Origin of the sequence: Gordonia sp. YY1 (assembly GCF_009872315.1) — a bacterium.
Lineage (GTDB): Bacteria > Actinomycetota > Actinomycetes > Mycobacteriales > Mycobacteriaceae > Gordonia > Gordonia amicalis.
Window position 1 is genome coordinate 40,963 of sequence record NZ_WXYI01000023.1, and the last position, 14,713, is coordinate 55,675.

Annotated in this window: 17 protein-coding genes and 1 pseudogene; 6 read left to right on the plus strand and 12 right to left on the minus strand. The window is 66.0% G+C overall.

Annotation, left to right across the window (positions count from 1 at the left end; translation table 11 throughout):
- Positions 1–14 precede the first annotated feature (14 nt).
- Positions 15–614: a TetR/AcrR family transcriptional regulator gene (locus tag BPODLACK_RS21280; protein WP_024497522.1), complete on the plus strand. Its 600-nt coding sequence runs from the start codon at positions 15–17 to the stop codon at positions 612–614.
- 78 nt (positions 615–692) lie between these two features.
- Here the strand turns inward: BPODLACK_RS21280 and BPODLACK_RS21285 are convergent.
- From BPODLACK_RS21285 to BPODLACK_RS21305, 5 genes and pseudogenes are all read right to left on the minus strand, one after another.
- Positions 693–1,050, minus strand: a pseudogene (locus BPODLACK_RS21285) (hypothetical protein); the annotation flags it as partial.
- A gap of 128 nt (positions 1,051–1,178) precedes the next feature.
- Positions 1,179–2,537 carry an NADP-specific glutamate dehydrogenase gene (gene gdhA, locus BPODLACK_RS21290; RefSeq protein ID WP_024497524.1) on the minus strand — a complete coding sequence of 453 codons (1,359 nt, stop codon included), beginning with the start codon at positions 2,535–2,537 and terminating at the stop codon, positions 1,179–1,181.
- Positions 2,538–2,621: 84 nt separating this feature from the next.
- On the minus strand, positions 2,622–3,227 hold the full coding sequence (locus BPODLACK_RS21295; protein ID WP_024497525.1) for a hypothetical protein: 606 nt from the start codon (positions 3,225–3,227) through the stop codon (positions 2,622–2,624).
- Between the two features lie 48 nt (positions 3,228–3,275).
- Positions 3,276–3,761: a GreA/GreB family elongation factor gene (locus BPODLACK_RS21300; RefSeq protein WP_159406191.1), complete on the minus strand. Its 486-nt coding sequence runs from the start codon at positions 3,759–3,761 to the stop codon at positions 3,276–3,278.
- A 45-nt stretch (positions 3,762–3,806) separates the two neighbouring features.
- Positions 3,807–4,157, minus strand: a complete 351-nt coding sequence (locus BPODLACK_RS21305) for a hypothetical protein (RefSeq protein ID WP_236577743.1) — start codon at positions 4,155–4,157, stop codon at positions 3,807–3,809.
- Positions 4,158–4,662: 505 nt separating this feature from the next.
- Here BPODLACK_RS21305 and BPODLACK_RS21310 point away from each other — a divergent pair.
- Positions 4,663–5,109 (plus strand): hypothetical protein, encoded by a 447-nt coding sequence (locus tag BPODLACK_RS21310; RefSeq protein WP_232512990.1) that lies wholly within the window; start codon positions 4,663–4,665, stop codon positions 5,107–5,109.
- Positions 5,110–5,164: 55 nt separating this feature from the next.
- Here the strand turns inward: BPODLACK_RS21310 and BPODLACK_RS21315 are convergent, their stop codons facing one another.
- Positions 5,165–6,166, minus strand: a complete 1,002-nt coding sequence (locus BPODLACK_RS21315; RefSeq protein ID WP_024497529.1) for an alpha/beta hydrolase — start codon at positions 6,164–6,166, stop codon at positions 5,165–5,167.
- A 299-nt stretch (positions 6,167–6,465) separates the two neighbouring features.
- Between BPODLACK_RS21315 and BPODLACK_RS21320 the strand changes: the two genes are divergently transcribed.
- Positions 6,466–7,842 (plus strand): NAD-dependent succinate-semialdehyde dehydrogenase, encoded by a 1,377-nt coding sequence (locus BPODLACK_RS21320; RefSeq protein WP_024497530.1) that lies wholly within the window; start codon positions 6,466–6,468, stop codon positions 7,840–7,842.
- A gap of 20 nt (positions 7,843–7,862) precedes the next feature.
- On the opposite strand, the gene BPODLACK_RS21325 is transcribed toward BPODLACK_RS21320, so the two are convergent.
- A complete protein-coding gene (locus tag BPODLACK_RS21325; protein WP_024497531.1) occupies positions 7,863–8,336 on the minus strand; it encodes a winged helix-turn-helix transcriptional regulator in 474 nt (157 codons plus the stop codon).
- A 124-nt stretch (positions 8,337–8,460) separates the two neighbouring features.
- On the opposite strand from BPODLACK_RS21325, the gene BPODLACK_RS21330 reads away from it, so the two are divergent.
- Positions 8,461–9,633, plus strand: coding sequence for an acetyl-CoA C-acyltransferase (locus BPODLACK_RS21330; protein WP_024497532.1), 1,173 nt, complete (start codon positions 8,461–8,463; stop codon positions 9,631–9,633).
- Between the two features lie 22 nt (positions 9,634–9,655).
- Here the strand turns inward: BPODLACK_RS21330 and BPODLACK_RS21335 are convergent, their stop codons facing one another.
- Entirely contained in the window at positions 9,656–10,402 is a 747-nt protein-coding gene (locus BPODLACK_RS21335) for an MBL fold metallo-hydrolase (protein WP_159406192.1), read from the minus strand.
- 40 nt (positions 10,403–10,442) lie between these two features.
- On the minus strand, positions 10,443–10,727 hold the full coding sequence (locus BPODLACK_RS21340) for a hypothetical protein (protein WP_236577744.1): 285 nt from the start codon (positions 10,725–10,727) through the stop codon (positions 10,443–10,445).
- 340 nt (positions 10,728–11,067) lie between these two features.
- Between BPODLACK_RS21340 and BPODLACK_RS21345 the strand changes: the two genes are divergently transcribed.
- Together BPODLACK_RS21345 and BPODLACK_RS21350 are read left to right on the plus strand one after the other, a co-directional pair.
- Positions 11,068–11,931 carry a sulfurtransferase gene (locus BPODLACK_RS21345; RefSeq protein WP_024497534.1) on the plus strand — a complete coding sequence of 288 codons (864 nt, stop codon included), beginning with the start codon at positions 11,068–11,070 and terminating at the stop codon, positions 11,929–11,931.
- A 221-nt stretch (positions 11,932–12,152) separates the two neighbouring features.
- Complete coding sequence (locus BPODLACK_RS21350; protein WP_024497535.1) at positions 12,153–12,644, plus strand: GyrI-like domain-containing protein; 492 nt, start codon at positions 12,153–12,155, stop codon at positions 12,642–12,644.
- On the opposite strand, the gene BPODLACK_RS21355 is transcribed toward BPODLACK_RS21350, so the two are convergent.
- The 3 genes from BPODLACK_RS21355 to BPODLACK_RS23950 all read right to left on the minus strand — a co-directional run bounded on the left by BPODLACK_RS21355 (position 12,542) and on the right by BPODLACK_RS23950 (position 14,239).
- Positions 12,542–13,471 carry a cytochrome c oxidase assembly protein gene (locus BPODLACK_RS21355; RefSeq protein ID WP_159406193.1) on the minus strand — a complete coding sequence of 310 codons (930 nt, stop codon included), beginning with the start codon at positions 13,469–13,471 and terminating at the stop codon, positions 12,542–12,544. The genes BPODLACK_RS21350 and BPODLACK_RS21355 overlap by 103 nt on opposite strands.
- On the minus strand, positions 13,468–14,007 hold the full coding sequence (locus tag BPODLACK_RS21360) for a DUF2243 domain-containing protein (RefSeq protein WP_191834944.1): 540 nt from the start codon (positions 14,005–14,007) through the stop codon (positions 13,468–13,470). Before BPODLACK_RS21360 ends, BPODLACK_RS21355 begins: the two co-directional genes overlap by 4 nt.
- A 70-nt stretch (positions 14,008–14,077) precedes the next feature.
- The gene (locus tag BPODLACK_RS23950) at positions 14,078–14,239 is read right to left on the minus strand and encodes a GMC oxidoreductase (RefSeq protein WP_159406194.1); all 162 of its coding nucleotides are present in this window, start codon (positions 14,237–14,239) and stop codon (positions 14,078–14,080) included.
- Between the last annotated feature and the right edge of the window lie 474 nt (positions 14,240–14,713).

Here is a 14,713-nt window from a genome sequence, read left to right on the forward strand (position 1 = left end):
CTAGGCTGATTGCCATGCCGATGCGCAAGAGCTCCGAGGAGAAACTGCTCGACGCAGTTGATGACCTGGTGTTCTCGCGCGGAATCGAATCGACGCCCGTCGACGCCATCCTCGCGCGGGCGGGCGTGTCGGCGGCGACCCTGTACCGCGGCTACCGCAGCAAAGAGGCGCTGGTCGCAGCCTCCCTCGCACGACGACACGAGCGCTGGCGCGAGACGTGGGGGAGTCTCATCGCGGCTGCGCCCGACGCCGAGGGCCGGTTGCTGGCCATCTTCGACGCCATCGACGAGTTCGCCGCCCGACCCGACGGCGCGCGGTGGTGCGCGTTCCTGGGAACCGCTGCCGAGATGTCCGACCCGCCGCCCGAGATCGCCGACGCGGTCACGCGCGACACCGACCACATGCGACAGACCCTCCGCGAGCTCGCCGCGCAACTGCCGTGCGCGAATCCCGACCACCTGGCCGAGCAGATCCTCGTCGTGGTCACCGGCGAACTCGCGATGAGACTGCGTGACCGGCCCTTACGGAAGTCGACGGTGGGTCGGGAGATCGCGACGACACTCATCGCGACAGCGCAACCGTCCGCTGCAGCGCGACCCTGTACTACGGATTGAGTACTGATCGCGTACCGCGGTCCGAGTACGACCCGATCCGCTCAGTCGAAGTACGACGCCTACTCGCTGTAGGGCACTTGACCGTTGGGGCTGGGTAGGCCGACCGATAGAGCGCCAGCAGGGTGTCGATCGCCCCGTTGTTGCGCAGCCATGTACCGACGTAGCCGCCGGGAGCGATCAGCGAATTGACCTGTCGCGTGGGCGCGCTCGCGTTCGCGGGGCTCTGCAGCATGCCCTGTTTGTTCACGTACAGGCCGTAGCTTCCGACAACGGAGTTGCCGAACATCGGGCGACCGGTGGTGTTGGTCAAGATGATCAGGCAGGCGTCGATGATCCTCGCGGCGTCACGGCTGCCGCCGATCCCGCCACCGCTCAAGAATGCTCGGTATTGCTGTTCGGACAGTGCATCTTTCGGGGACAGGCCGATCGCTGCGGCCGGACAAACCGTCAGTGAGCACACTGAAGCGCCGGGGCCGGAGCGGTGTCAAGGGTCCGCTGAAAGCCGTATGACGTCGTACCCGGAAACCGGGCACAACGTCATACGGATTCAGAGCGGGTGGCGGCTCAGATCAGGCCGAGAGCCAGCATGGCATCGGCGACCTGGGTGAAGCCCGCGATGTTCGCACCCATCACGTAGTTGCCGGGAGCGCCGTACTCCTCGGCGGTGTGCAGGCAGTGATCGTGGATGGAGGTCATGATCTCGGAGAGACGATCCTCGGTGTAGCCGAACGTCCACGAGTCGCGAGATGCGTTCTGCTGCATCTCGAGTGCGCTGGTGGCCACACCGCCGGCGTTCGCCGCCTTACCGGGCGCGAAGCGGACTCCGGCTTCGCCGAAGATGCGCACGGCCTCCGGGGTGCATGGCATGTTGGCGCCCTCCGCGACTATGCGGACCCCGTTCTTGACCAGCTGGGTGGCGTCGGCACCGTTGAGTTCGTTCTGCGTCGCGCACGGGATGGCGATGTCGGTGGGCACGTTCCACAGGGAGCCGGTGGTGACGAGTCGCGCTGAGGGGCGGGCGTCCGCATAGTCGCCGATGCGACCCCGCTGGACGTTCTTGATCTCCTTGAGGAGCTCCAGGTCGATGCCGGCCTCGTCGACGATGTAGCCGCTCGAATCCGAGCAGGCGACGACACGGCCGCCCAGCTGCTCGATCTTCTCGATGGCGTAGATGGCGACGTTGCCCGACCCCGACACGACGACCGTCTTGCCGTCGAGTTTGTCGTCCACTGCTGCGAGCATGTCGCGGACGAAGAACACCGCGCCATAGCCGGTGGCCTCGGTGCGCACCTGTGACCCGCCCCAGGCGAGTCCCTTCCCGGTCAGGACGCCGGACTCGTACCGGTTGGTGATGCGCTTGTACTGGCCGAACAGGTAGCCGATCTCCCGACCGCCGACGCCGATGTCGCCGGCGGGGACGTCGGTGTACTCACCGATGTGGCGGTAGAGCTCGGTCATGAAGGACTGGCAGAACCGCATGATCTCGTGGTCCGAGCGGCCCTTGGGATCGAAGTCGGAACCGCCCTTGCCGCCACCGATGGGCAGGCCGGTCAGTGCGTTCTTGAAGATCTGCTCGAAGCCGAGGAACTTCACCACACCGAGGTAGACGCTCGGGTGGAAGCGCAGCCCGCCCTTGTACGGTCCGAGCGCCGAGTTGAACTCGACGCGGAAGCCGCGGTTGACCTGTACCTGGTTGCGGTCGTCGATCCACGGCACGCGGAAGATGATCTGCCGCTCGGGTTCGGTCAGACGCTTGATGATTCCGGCATCGGCATAGTGCGGGTGCTTGGCCAGGACGGGGCCGAGGCTGTCGAAGACCTCACGAACGGCCTGGTGGAATTCGGCTTCTCCGGGGTTGCGCGCAACCACCTGTTCGTACAGATCGCTGATCTTCTCGTCGAGCACGGCCACGGTGGCCACCACTTCCTTTTCGATACCTCTGGGAAAGGCGGTGGACCCCCAAATCGGTCACCGCCATCCTGCAGCCTATCGATCGACAGGAAGTATCTATAAATCCGGTCGGCGTTGAGCCCAGTCGATGATTGCCGGAAATGCCCCGGATGACCGGTCCGCTGCACTCGTCACGAGATAGAAAGCGGAGGTCAGGGGGTTGCCGTTGATGGCCGACTCGTAGTCGGCGGCGCGCGCGACGTGTCGGGCCCGTTCGCGGGCGACGCCGGTCTCGTGCGACGTGGAGGCCTCCGCGATCACCAGGAGCGCGAGCTTCCGGCTGTTCGACGCGGCGTCCAGGACCGCGTCGATCAGTGCGTCCTCGTGCTGCTTCTCGAGCCGGCGCCCTCGCCGGTCCCACCACGCGCGCCGGGGCCGGGATGCGGGATCGAGCAGCGCGACGCACGATCTGAGACCCACCGGGATGCGCCGGATCGATTCCGCGTCGCCGGCGTCGTCCCGGGACCCCGTGCCCGAGGACCGGACGTCCAAGACGTCCGTGCTCAGCCCTCGTTCACGGAGGACCCGGCGCAACCGGGTCATCAGCGCACCCGGTCGTCCGATCACCAGGACGTCGGCCGCGGGTGCGGAGTTCCGCGTCGGGAGTGGAGGCGGCCGGAGTCCGGTCTCCGGGACTTCGGCCGATCCTGCGACGACCCTCATCGGGACGCCGCCCGTCGGCCGTGACCGCGAGCCCACCGCGACGCTGCGTCAGAGAAGCTCGATCCGGTGCTCTTTCACCGCGACCGTGCACTCCTTTCCGTTGGGGAGGCGGTAGGTGCGAACGTCGCCGACGTCGGCACCCATGACCGCCTGACCGAGTGGTGAGTCGGGCGAGCAGACGTCGACGCCCACCAGGGCGTACTGCTCCGGAGGTCCCACCAGGAAGGTGGTGACGTCGGTCGGATCGTGATCGAAGGCGACGGTGACGATCGAGCCGACCTGCACGGTCCCGTCGGCAGACGGCTCGACCTCTGCGGTGGACAGCGCTGCGTACAGCTGTGCGATCCGCCGGTCGAGCGAGTCGAGTCGGGCCAGTGCGCGGTGGTAGGCGTCGTTGTTGTCCAGATCTCCGGCGGTACGGTGCTCGAGCACCTCCGCGCTGACGGAGGCTCGTTCGCGGCACCTCGCGGCCAGCTCGTTCTCGAGAAGCTCTCGGGTCAGGGGAGAGTTCGGGACAGGTGTGGCGGTGGTCATCGCTGACTCCTCTGCTTCGGTGACGAAATGTCCACGACGTGACGGTCAGGACGTCGTGATCAAGGGTTTCGCGCGTAGATCGAGCATCGGATGTCGTGCGGCGATCTCCTCTCGCGAGGCACGGTCCACATCGGTGCTCAGTGTGAGAATCCAGGGCACGGACTCGGCGGCCCCGCTCGTCGACGAACCGGCCGGCAACTCGGAGGCCCACGGGTCGAGCTCGAGATCGGCGAGGATGTCCCGCGACAGACTCTCGAGCTTCGACGCGGTGAGCCGACCCGAGGAGTCCGCGAACGCGAAGCAGACGTCCTTGCCCACCGGTACCCCGAAGTCGTCGACGTCATTTTCCCGATGCCACTGCCGACGCAGGAGCAGTGAGTCGGAATCTTCCACCACGAGTGAGTGCTTCACAGGATTCGGAAAAGCATTCAATGCCCGTGACGACGCCTGGTCGATGAATTCTCTGAGCCGCCCCGTCGATCCGCATACTCGTATACGGCATTCCATGACAACCGCTTTCACGGCCACTCTTCCTTTCGCTGAAAAACCGGCCTTCCGGGCCGGTCCCACGGACTCTAGCCGAAAAAAATGCAAAAGCCAGCTCGCTCGGGTTCGTCGTCGGAGTGGTGACTGAAATCCGCTGTTCTGCAGTAGATTCAGCAAAGTGTCGACCGCGCGCCGAGGGGTGGTCGGCGGCGACTGGACTTTTTTTCTTTCTGGGCTATGGTCACGGAGGTGAGTGGGTCCGAGACCCACTTTCATCAATCATGTCAGCGAGGAATCATGGCAGAGAAAAATTCAAGTTCGAAAAAGCGTCGCCAAGAATTGAAGTTGCGGCGGGAGAAAAAGCGCGCGAATGAAGACAATTCGATCATTCGGAAACGAAAGAATGTTGGATGACGTGGCACAGCACACGCGCCTCGTAGAGGTTCTCACCTATCTCCACGACCGCTTCTCGACCCTGGCGACGGTCGAGCGGCCGCAGTCCGAACTCCTTCGGGGGTTCCGGGCGGGCATGACGTTCGCCCGCATCTGCGTCCTCGACGAGATCACCACCGAGTCGCTCCGTCCCGATGCGTTCGTCGGCGCAGCTGTGCTCTCAGGGGGTCTGCGCCGGGACTTCGACGTCGTCCAGGGGCTGGTGGACCGGCTCGAGCGCGAGGGCCGGTGGGCTGCCGACGCCGACGACAGTGAGTTCCGGGTCGGTTATCACGCCGCGCTCGGCATCGCCCGCCACCACCTGGATGTGGCTCGTCGAACGCTCGACATCGGGGAGGCGCCGGCCGGCGTGCACCGCCCGGTCCGTAGCCAGTCCCGGCGAGCCGCAGCCGTCGCCGCAGGTCGGTGACCTACGCGTGGGACGGGCGCGCTGTGCCCGTCCCACGCGCGGGGACGAGGCGGCGTCAGCGCCGGACGCCGAGTCCCTTGGCAATGGTCGGCCACGCACGATGGAGATCCTGGTTCCAGTAGCCCCACGAGTGCAGCCCGGACCTGAAATCGTAGGTGACCTTCACACCGGCCGCGTCGGCTCGGCGCTTGAAGCTCCGCGTGCACTGGAGAACGACGCCCTCGAGAACGCCGCCCACCGGGGACGCGAGGCCTGCGATACCGAGCGACGGGTCGGGCAGTCCGTTGCCGACGGAGACATACATCGGCTTGCCGTCCAGTACCTCGATGTGTGCGGCCGGGTTGTGGTCATCCCAACTCGAGTGGCCCAACGGACCCCACATATTGTCGGGATTGCCGCCGCGGGTGGACACCGACGCGGCCGTGGCCTGACGGTACTCGGGTGAACCCTGGTCGAGACATCCACTGAACGCTACGACGCCGCGGTAGAGGTCGGGGTGGCGAACCGCGATCGACATCGCGCCCAGCGCTCCCATCGACAACCCGCCGATGACGTTGCGGCCGTTGCCATTGAAGCGTTTGTCGATCAGTGGGGGTAGTTCCTTCGTCAGGAATGTCTCCCACCTGTTCCGTCCCAGAACAGGATCGGTCTTCTGCCAGTCCGTGTAGTACGCGGCCATGCCGCCGATGGGCATCACGACGTTGACCGGTTTGTCAGCCATGAACTTCACGATGTCGGTCTGGAATGTCCAGCCGCTCTGCGTGTAGTTGGTGTAGATGCCTCCGTCGATCCCGTCCAGGAGGTACAGGGTCGGGCGACGCTTCTCGCGATCCGAGGGTAGGAGGACGCTGACCCGGACGGGTCGCTGCATCGCGGGAGAGTAGACCGTCACCGTTGCCCGCGTCGGGGTTGTCGGCGAAATCGACAGGACGCGTGCGACCTCATGAGCATTCGTATCGTGCGGCGCAGCTGCGACAGGCTCCGCGACGCCGAGGCTTCCGGTCATGGCGATGACGCCGGCGCACGCGAGCGCCACGGCTCTCGGCCATTTCGACACTGCTCCCCCCTTTGGGATCTTCCGACGGGTGCCCCCCGCTCCGCGCCGGCGATGACTTGCTCAATGATGGCGTAGTCGCGGCCGAACCGCCGAGGTATCGGACCGGTCTCGGCGCGTCGCTGCAGGGTGGTTCGCAGATTTTCGACCGAACGGACGAGTCAGTCTGGCGGGAGTGGGCTCCTGGCTCGTGTTTGCGCAGAGGTCGCGCGGGTACCCGACCGAGAGGCTGGCCGTGCCCCATCGAGTGGGTTCATCAACGCAGCCGATCAGAACCACCGACATCGGAAGGACGGCTCTCTGTGAGCACCTATGTCACCGCGAATCCCACCACAGGAGGGACCGAGCAGGAGTTTCCCGGACTCGCCGACAACGAGATCGACGGGCTCGCGGCGCGGTCCCTCGAGGCGTTCGACAGCTGGCGGCGCACCGAGGTGGCGGAGCGTGCCGACATCCTGTCCCGGACTGCGGACCTCTACGAGAAGCGTGCGGAGGAACTGGCTTCGGCGATCACGACCGAGATGGGCAAGCCGGCGAAGGAGGCGGCCGGCGAGGTCCAACTCGCCGCCGACATCTACCGGTGGTATGCCGAGCACGGTCCGGATCTGCTGGTCAGCGAGGAACTCGATCCACAGGGTGCGCAGTCCTCGATCGTGCAGACGGCGCCGATCGGACCGCTCGTCGGGGTCATGCCGTGGAACTACCCCTACTACCAGGTGGCACGGTTCGCCGCGCCGAACCTGCTGGCCGGTAACACGATCATCCTCAAGCACGCGTCCATCTGCGCGGCATCATCGGCGCTGATGGCCGAGATCGTGCACGACGCCGGGGTGCCGCCGGATGTCTACGCGAATGTGTACGCCAGCAGCGAGCAGGTCGCCCAGCTGCTGGCGAATCCGGCCATCCGTGGGGTCTCGTTGACCGGCAGCGAGGGCGCCGGCGCGGCTGTGGCCAAGGTCGCCGCCGAGAACCTCAAGAAGTCGGTCCTGGAGCTGGGCGGTTCGGACCCGTTCATCCTCCTCGACTCCGCAGACCTGGACCGCACCACCACGATCGCCGCTCGGGCGCGGCTGTCCAACGCCGGGCAGGCCTGCAACTCGCCCAAGCGCTTCATCGTCACCGACGAGCTCTACGACGATTTCGTGCGCGGGCTGGTCGAGAAGTTCGAGGCCACGGAGGTGGGGGACCCGGCTGATTCGTCGACCCGGATGGGGCCGCTGTCATCGATCTCCGCGCGAGACACCGTCGCCGAACAGGTCAAGACCGCTGTCGACCAAGGAGCAACGCTGCGGACCGGGGGCTCTCCGATCGACCGCGACGGTGCCTTCTTCCAGCCGACCGTGCTGACCGACATCACCCCGGACATGGACGCCTACTCCGAGGAGATCTTCGGGCCGGTGGCCATGGTCTACAAGGTGTCCTCGGCGGATGAGGCCGTCGATCTGGCGAATGACGTGCAGTTCGGTCTCAGCGGTTCGGTGTGGAGCAACGACATCTCGAAGGCCGAGCAGGTCGCCGACCGACTCGAGGTGGGGATGGCCTACGTCAACGAACACGGCACCACGCTGCCGGGTCTGCCGTTCGGCGGGGTCAAGCGTTCCGGCTACGGCCGTGAACTGGGACGTTGGGGTCTGGGCGAATTCGTCAACACCAAGCTGCGTCGGACGGCTGCCGGGTAATACGGCGACGGGGGCCGGATTCAGCTCGACCGGCGGGTGACCCTCACCTCGACATCCTCGGGGCCGAGGGTCTCCTGCTCGCCGGTCACCACGCCGACCCGGATCGGGTTCCGGGACGTGTCGGTGACGGTGAGCGGCGGGCCATCGGGCTGGAGATGCTCGTTGCCCCACTGCATCAGCGACATCACGACCGGAAACAGATCGCGCCCCATGTCGGTGAGCAGGTATTCGTAACGGACCCGCTGGCCGGGCTCCTGATACGGGACCTTGGTGAAGATGCCGGCCTCGGTCAGCTCTTTCAGCCGGGCGGACGCGACCGCGTCGGTGATCCCCACGCGACGGGCGAACTGGTCGAACCGGGTCGCGCCGTAGAAGGCCTCGCGCAGGATGAGAATCGCCGACCGCGTGCCGACGAGTTCGACCGCTTTGGCGATCGAACAGTGCGTCGCCTCCCACCGGTCACGTTCCGCGAGCGGGCCCACCAGCTTCATCATCCGTCCATTCTAGCCTGACTTGACAAGACTATAGTCAGGGCGTAGACCTCTGACTATGGCAGGCAAAAGTCAGCCACGTTCGGACCGTCCGCGGACGGTCCAACCCACAGATGGAGGGGCAGTCATGGCAACGGCAGTCATCGTGGACGCGGTGCGCACACCGATCGGCAAGGGGAAGCCGTCGGGCGGCTTGCACGACGTTCACCCCGTCGACCTTCTCGCGCACAGTTTCCGGGCCATCGTCGACCGCACGGGGATCGATCCGGCCGAGATCGACGACGTGATCACCGGAGTCGTCAGCCAGGTCGGCGAGCAGAGCCTCAACCTCGCACGTCGTGCCCTGCTGGCTGCGGGCTACCCGGAGTCGGTGCCCGGCGTGTCGGTCGACCGTCAGTGTGGCAGCGGACAGCAGGCGATCGCGTTCGCCGCCCAGGGCGTCATCGCGGGGACCTACGACGCGGTCGTGGCCGCAGGAGTCGAATCGATGTCACGAGTACCCATGGGCTCGGCCGCGGTCGGCGCCTCGGACCTCAACGGCATCGCGTTCGACACGCGTTATCCCGACGGGCTGGTCGGGCAGGGCATCTCCGCCGAACTCATCGCCGCACGATGGAACATCTCTCGTGCCGAGATCGACGAATTCTCCCTGCGTTCTCACGAACTGGCGGCCCGGGCGACAAAGAACGGACTGTTCGACAACGAGCTCGCGCCCATCTCCGGTCTGACCGCCGACGAGGGAATCCGGCTGGGCAGCACCCTCGACGGACTGGCCGGCCTGCGGCCCGCCTACTACGACGAAGTGATCGCCCGGCGATTCCCGGAGATCGACTGGCGGATCACCGCGGCCAGTGCAAGCCAGATCAGCGACGGTTCGGCGGCCGTTCTCGTCATGAGTGAGGAGAAGGCCGCCGAACTCGGATTGCGTCCGCGCGCACGGATCCACACCATCGCGGTCGCCGGGGACGATCCGCTGCTGATGCTCACCGCGATCATCCCGGCAACCCGTAAGGTGCTCGCGCGCAGCGGGGTCGATCTCGCTGACATCGACCTGTTCGAGGTCAACGAGGCCTTCGCCCCGGTCGTCCTGGCCTGGTCCCGCGACCTCGGCGTCGACCTCGCCAAGGTGAACGTCAACGGCGGAGCCATCGCGCTCGGTCATCCGCTGGGTGCCAGTGGTGCACGCTTGACGACCACGGGACTGAACGCGCTGGAACAGCGTGGTGGACGTTATCTGCTGCAGACCATGTGTGAGGCAGGCGGTCTCGCCAACGCGACGATCTATGAACGCCTCGACTGATCCGTGGTGACGCCGCCCGCTGTCAACCGTCGGTGTGGCGTGCGCGCGCGACGGCCGCCGCCACACCGTGGTGCCACGGGACACCGTGCCCGGGTAGGACGGACTTCGCGCCGGTGGCGGCCAGCGCGTCGAGCGAGGCGCGGTTTCGCTCGAGGTCGGCGGTCGCCGAGCCGGCGATCATGCGGGGGCCCTGCGCGGCGGTGTAGGGGTCGAGGGTGACCAGTGCGTCACCGGCGATGACCGCGTCGCGGTCGGGGTAGTGCAGCGACACATGGCCGAAGGTGTGGCCCGGGGTCGGCACCACCTCGGCCGCTCCCGGGAGCACGGCGTCGTCGTCGAAGACGGACACATGCGCGGCGTCGATTCCCCGAACGGTGAATGCTCCGGCAAATGCCATGCGGCTCAGTAACTTCCACGATGGCGGGTTGCGCAGTGGGACCCCGAACCGGGTGGCGTTCTGATGCGCGTACCGGTAGGGATGGGCGGCGAGCCACGCATCGTCTCGGTGGACGTACACGGGGATGTGCAACTGCTTGGCCAGGCGTCGCGCGGTGCCCACATGATCGAAGTGTCCGTGGGTGATGATCAATGCCGACACCGCGTCGACGTCATGGCCCAGGTGGTGGATCGCCTCGACGAGCGGCCCGTAGGAGCGGGGCAGTCCGGCGTCGACGATCACGAGCCGGTCGTCGTCCTCGACGAGGTACTGATTGGTGTACGCATGCTCGAGGCGATGGATTCCGGGTGCGACGTCGCGTTGGAAGACCATGACCCAGCGTAACCCCGCAGCCGGACGCTCGAACCCGCCTTCACCAGGGGAGTATGCCGTTCTCGTCCTGCAGCGTCCCGGTGGGTCCGTCGGGGCCGATCGTCGCCGGCCGAACGACGGTACGTGCACTGTCCGCCACGGGACGCCCGCCGGTCATCCCGGCCCCGGTGGTCATGTCGGAGTCGGTGAAGCCCGGTTCGAGTGCGTTGAACTTCATCCCCGGTTCGATCGTGGAGTACTGCAGCGTGAGCATCGTCGCGGCCGACTTCGACGCGGCGTAGAGCGTTGCGGTGACCCCGGATTCGGGTCGATCCGGGTTCGTCACGGCCCAGAACGATCCCATACTGCTCGACACGGTGTGCCGCCACCGATGGTCGTGGTCTCAGTCATGGGCGTCTGGTCTCCGCTCTTCGGCGACGCGATGCGATGTCGACGGAGTGCGCGGTCGGCGACTGCGCACCGATGTCGAGTGAACGGACCGGTATGACGTGGATCACGCAATCCGTGCGCGCGCCGAGGCCCACTGCGGTGTCAAGGGTTCGATCTCCGGTGATCGAAACGCCGAGATCCAGCGATCTGAATGCTGTGGAGTGTGTCTTTGCCGCATACGATCTGGGCTGCTCTGCAGTCGCAGGACAAGACAACTCAGAAGGATTGCCGAACCGATGACGACCCACCCTCTCCTCGTCGACGCCGCATGGCTCACCGAGCACCTCAACGATGAGAACGTGCGGGTTCTCGACGCGACGGCCGAGCGCGGACACCCCGATGGCTCCGGCCGTCCCGTGCCCTCTCTCGGCCCGGCTTTGTACGCGCGAGCGCATATCCCCGGTGCGGTGCACGCCGATCTGGATCGGGACCTCGCAGACCCGGATGCGGCGGTGCCGTTCATGGCCCTCGACAGCGAGACCTTCGCCGAACGCCTCGGCGCATTGGGCGTCGGTCCGGATTCCCACGTCGTGATCTATGACCAGGGAGGCAACATCTGGTCGTCACGTCTCTGGTGGAATCTTCATCTCGAAGGATTCGACAGCGTCTCCATCCTCGACGGAGGGTTGCCCGCCTGGCAGCTCGCTGGGCAACCCACCCGACCAGGGGTCGAGTCCTATCCCGTGGCCACTTTCAAGGCGTCGCGACGACACGAGCTGTACGCCGACAAGGAGACAGTGCTCCGAGCCATCGACGACGACGGTGTTCTCCTGGTCAATTCGCTCGATCCCGCGACCTTCCGCGGAGAGACCGACACCTACGGTCGGCCCGGTCGCATCCCCGGAAGTGTCAACCTTCCGTATCCCGATCTCATCGACGCGACAGGACTGCTCCGGCCGCTCGACGAGGTGCGCGCCGACTACGAGAAGATCGGCGCACTGGATTCCGGCAAGAAGGTCATCACCTACTGCGGCGGGGGCCTCGCCGCGAGTTTGCTCGCCTTCGAGCTCGCCATCCTGGGCCGCGACGACGTCGCGGTCTACGACGCGTCGATGTACGAATGGGGTGCAGACGAGTCGTTGCCGCTCGAAGTCGACTAGATAGCCGAGAGCCTCCACGGCCCGACGGCCGGCGTCAGGTGGACGGCGCGCGAGTTGCCCTGGCGGAGAACGGCGGCGGGTTCCACGCCGATGAGGAAGCGGCGTGTGCCATCGCCATCCGGCGGAAGCCGACCTCGGCGCGGTCGCGACGGACCGAACGAATCCCGAACAGTTGACCAATGGCCCTGTGACCGGTTGCTCCGCAGAGCGATCCTGTGAGAATGCAGGACTATGAGGTACATGAGGAGTCCCGGATAGCCCAGGTGACAGCAGTCGTCAGGTCCACGCTCGCAGTCGAGGAGATCGGGCCGTGGCTGAAGAAGAGCTACGGGGACATCGATCGCGTGCTGTCGGAACGTCAGGCAGGTCCCACCGGGCCGCCCTTCGCTCGCTATCGCATGCTCGGGGGTGGCCGATTCGAGATCGAGGCAGGGTTTCCCACGACGTCGCCGATCGATCCGGTCGGCGACGTCGGGCCCTCTGAGCTACCGGGCGGGCAGGTCGCCGTCACCGTCCACGTCGGGCCCTACGACGCGATGGAGCCGGCGTACAAGGCGCTCGAGACGTGGGTGAACGAACACGGCGGCAAGGTCGGCGATCCCTGGGAGGTCTACTTCAGCGATCCCTCCACCGACCCGGCGGGTTGGCGAACCGAGATCGTCCAGCCCTTTCGACCCGCCGAACCGGAGTTGCCGGCCGGCGACGGTCGGTGAGGCCGGAGGTCGGTTGCGCGCCGCGGCGACGACTTCGGGTGGTTTCGTGCCCTCGAGCGAGCGCCGAATCCGCGGTGGTCCGGACGCCAGGTGAGCAGAAGTGCCAGGGCCAACAGGATCTCGGCGATGTCACCCCAGTAGTACATGAGGGATCCACCGGCCCGAAGTTCGTCGGGCGGTGCATCGACCGCGACGAACAATCCGGCGTACAGCAGCTGGGCGATGACGGCGTGGCCGAGGATGGCGAGGCCGAGGACCACCAGACGCATGCGGACCGACGGACGGTCAGGTCCGGGGTCCGGACCGGCGATCATCCACGCGAACAGATAGCCGGCCACGAAGAAGTGGGCGTGAACGACCATGTGGAGGGCTCCGTGGCGTTCGGTGAGCGTGAACAGCGGGGTGAAGTAGAGTGCCGCGAGGCCGCCCACCGTCGCGATGAAGAGTACCGCGGGATGAGTGGCGATCCGCGCGGGTCGCGAACGCAACAGATGCACAAGTGGTTTGGCCACCGAGGCCGGAGTGGTCCGCAGTGCCAGAGTCATCGGTGCGCCGAGAACGAGGGCCAGCGGTGCAAACATGCCCAGCAGCAGGTGGCCGAGCATGTGATCCTGGAACGAGTCGGATGTGCTCGGACGCAGTGCCATACCCAGGATGACCAGTCCGACGATGAAACTCGCGGTGCGCCAGTGGTTCCATCCGCGCGGCTGTCGATGATATCGCTGGGCGGCGATGAGGTAGACGATCGCCGGCAGAGCTAGTGCACCGATCGCCGGCAGGACACCGGCGGAGATGACACCGGAACCCGCTTCATGAGCAGTGTTCACGACGTCGGGTTGCGCTGCTCTGTCCGCGGGGGCGCCGTGAGTGGTGTTGCGGTCCGCTGTAGGGCCCATCCGATGGCTACGAGGACTGCACCGAAGATCAGAAAGCCGATGTCCCAGAGGGTTTGGTGGTCACCGCTCCGGACATGGTGGATTGCCAGGATGTGGTGATCGATGATTCCTTCGACGAGGTTGAACAGTCCCCATCCGACCAGGACCCAGCCCCACAGTGATCGTGAAGTCCACAACCGCTGTCGTGCACGGGTGACACGCGAATACAGCAGGGCCAAGCCGATCAGCACGGCCAGCCAGGTGAAAGTGTGGAACAGTCCGTCCCAGAGCGTGTTGATCTCCAGTCCGTGGACCGTATCGGCAGGGTAGTAGGCGACGCCGACGCGGTCGTCGTCGGTGCTCGTCAGCATGTGATGCCACTGCAATATCTGGTGGAGCAGGATGCCGTCGACGAATCCACCGAGACCGATGCCGAGGACGACTCCCGGCAGAGCGAGCGAGGTACTCGTGTCGTGGTGTGTGTTCACCGGTGAGTTGCTACGCACCCGACGGGCGTACCCGGGACGTCGGAGAGTCCAAACATCAGCCGTGTAGACACTACGCGCCCCGGGAGAGGATCTCGGCGCCTCGGTGCGCGAGCATCATCGTCGGCGCGTTCGTGTGCCCCGACGGCAGAGTCGGCATCACGGAAGTGTCGACGACGCGCAGACTGGAAGCGGGAGAGCTCGACGAGGTGACGCGCTGGGCGGAAGTGATCATCGATCTTGCTGCCGGTGATCCGGCCAAAGGCGTAGGTTTCGGACTCGGATCGCCGTTGGCGACCGCGACTGCCTTCCGAGGTCTGGTCGGGTGGGTCAAGGGCCGTTCAGGTTGGCGACAAGACCTCGATTGTCAGTTGCCACCGTGAAGGGACCACCGTGAGCTGATTTTTGCCACGAGGATGGGACCACCTGGATTGCCAGTTATGGGACCACCGGCGCGTCGCGTCGGTGGTCCCTTCGTTTTGCTCGTTGACTCAACTGCAAGATTCGCAGGAGGGGCGGCGGGCATGGGCTACCGGGAGGTTGCAGTGGAAGAGATCAGAGAAGTACTGCGTTTGTGGCTGGGCCTGGCGGTGGGATTGCCCTCGCCGGGACTACGCACGATCGCCGCTCACTGTGGTTCCCCCGGAATCGTGGAGGACTCCTCTATGCGGCTTCGGGCTCGGTGACTGCGGTGTTCTCGTAGTCGACC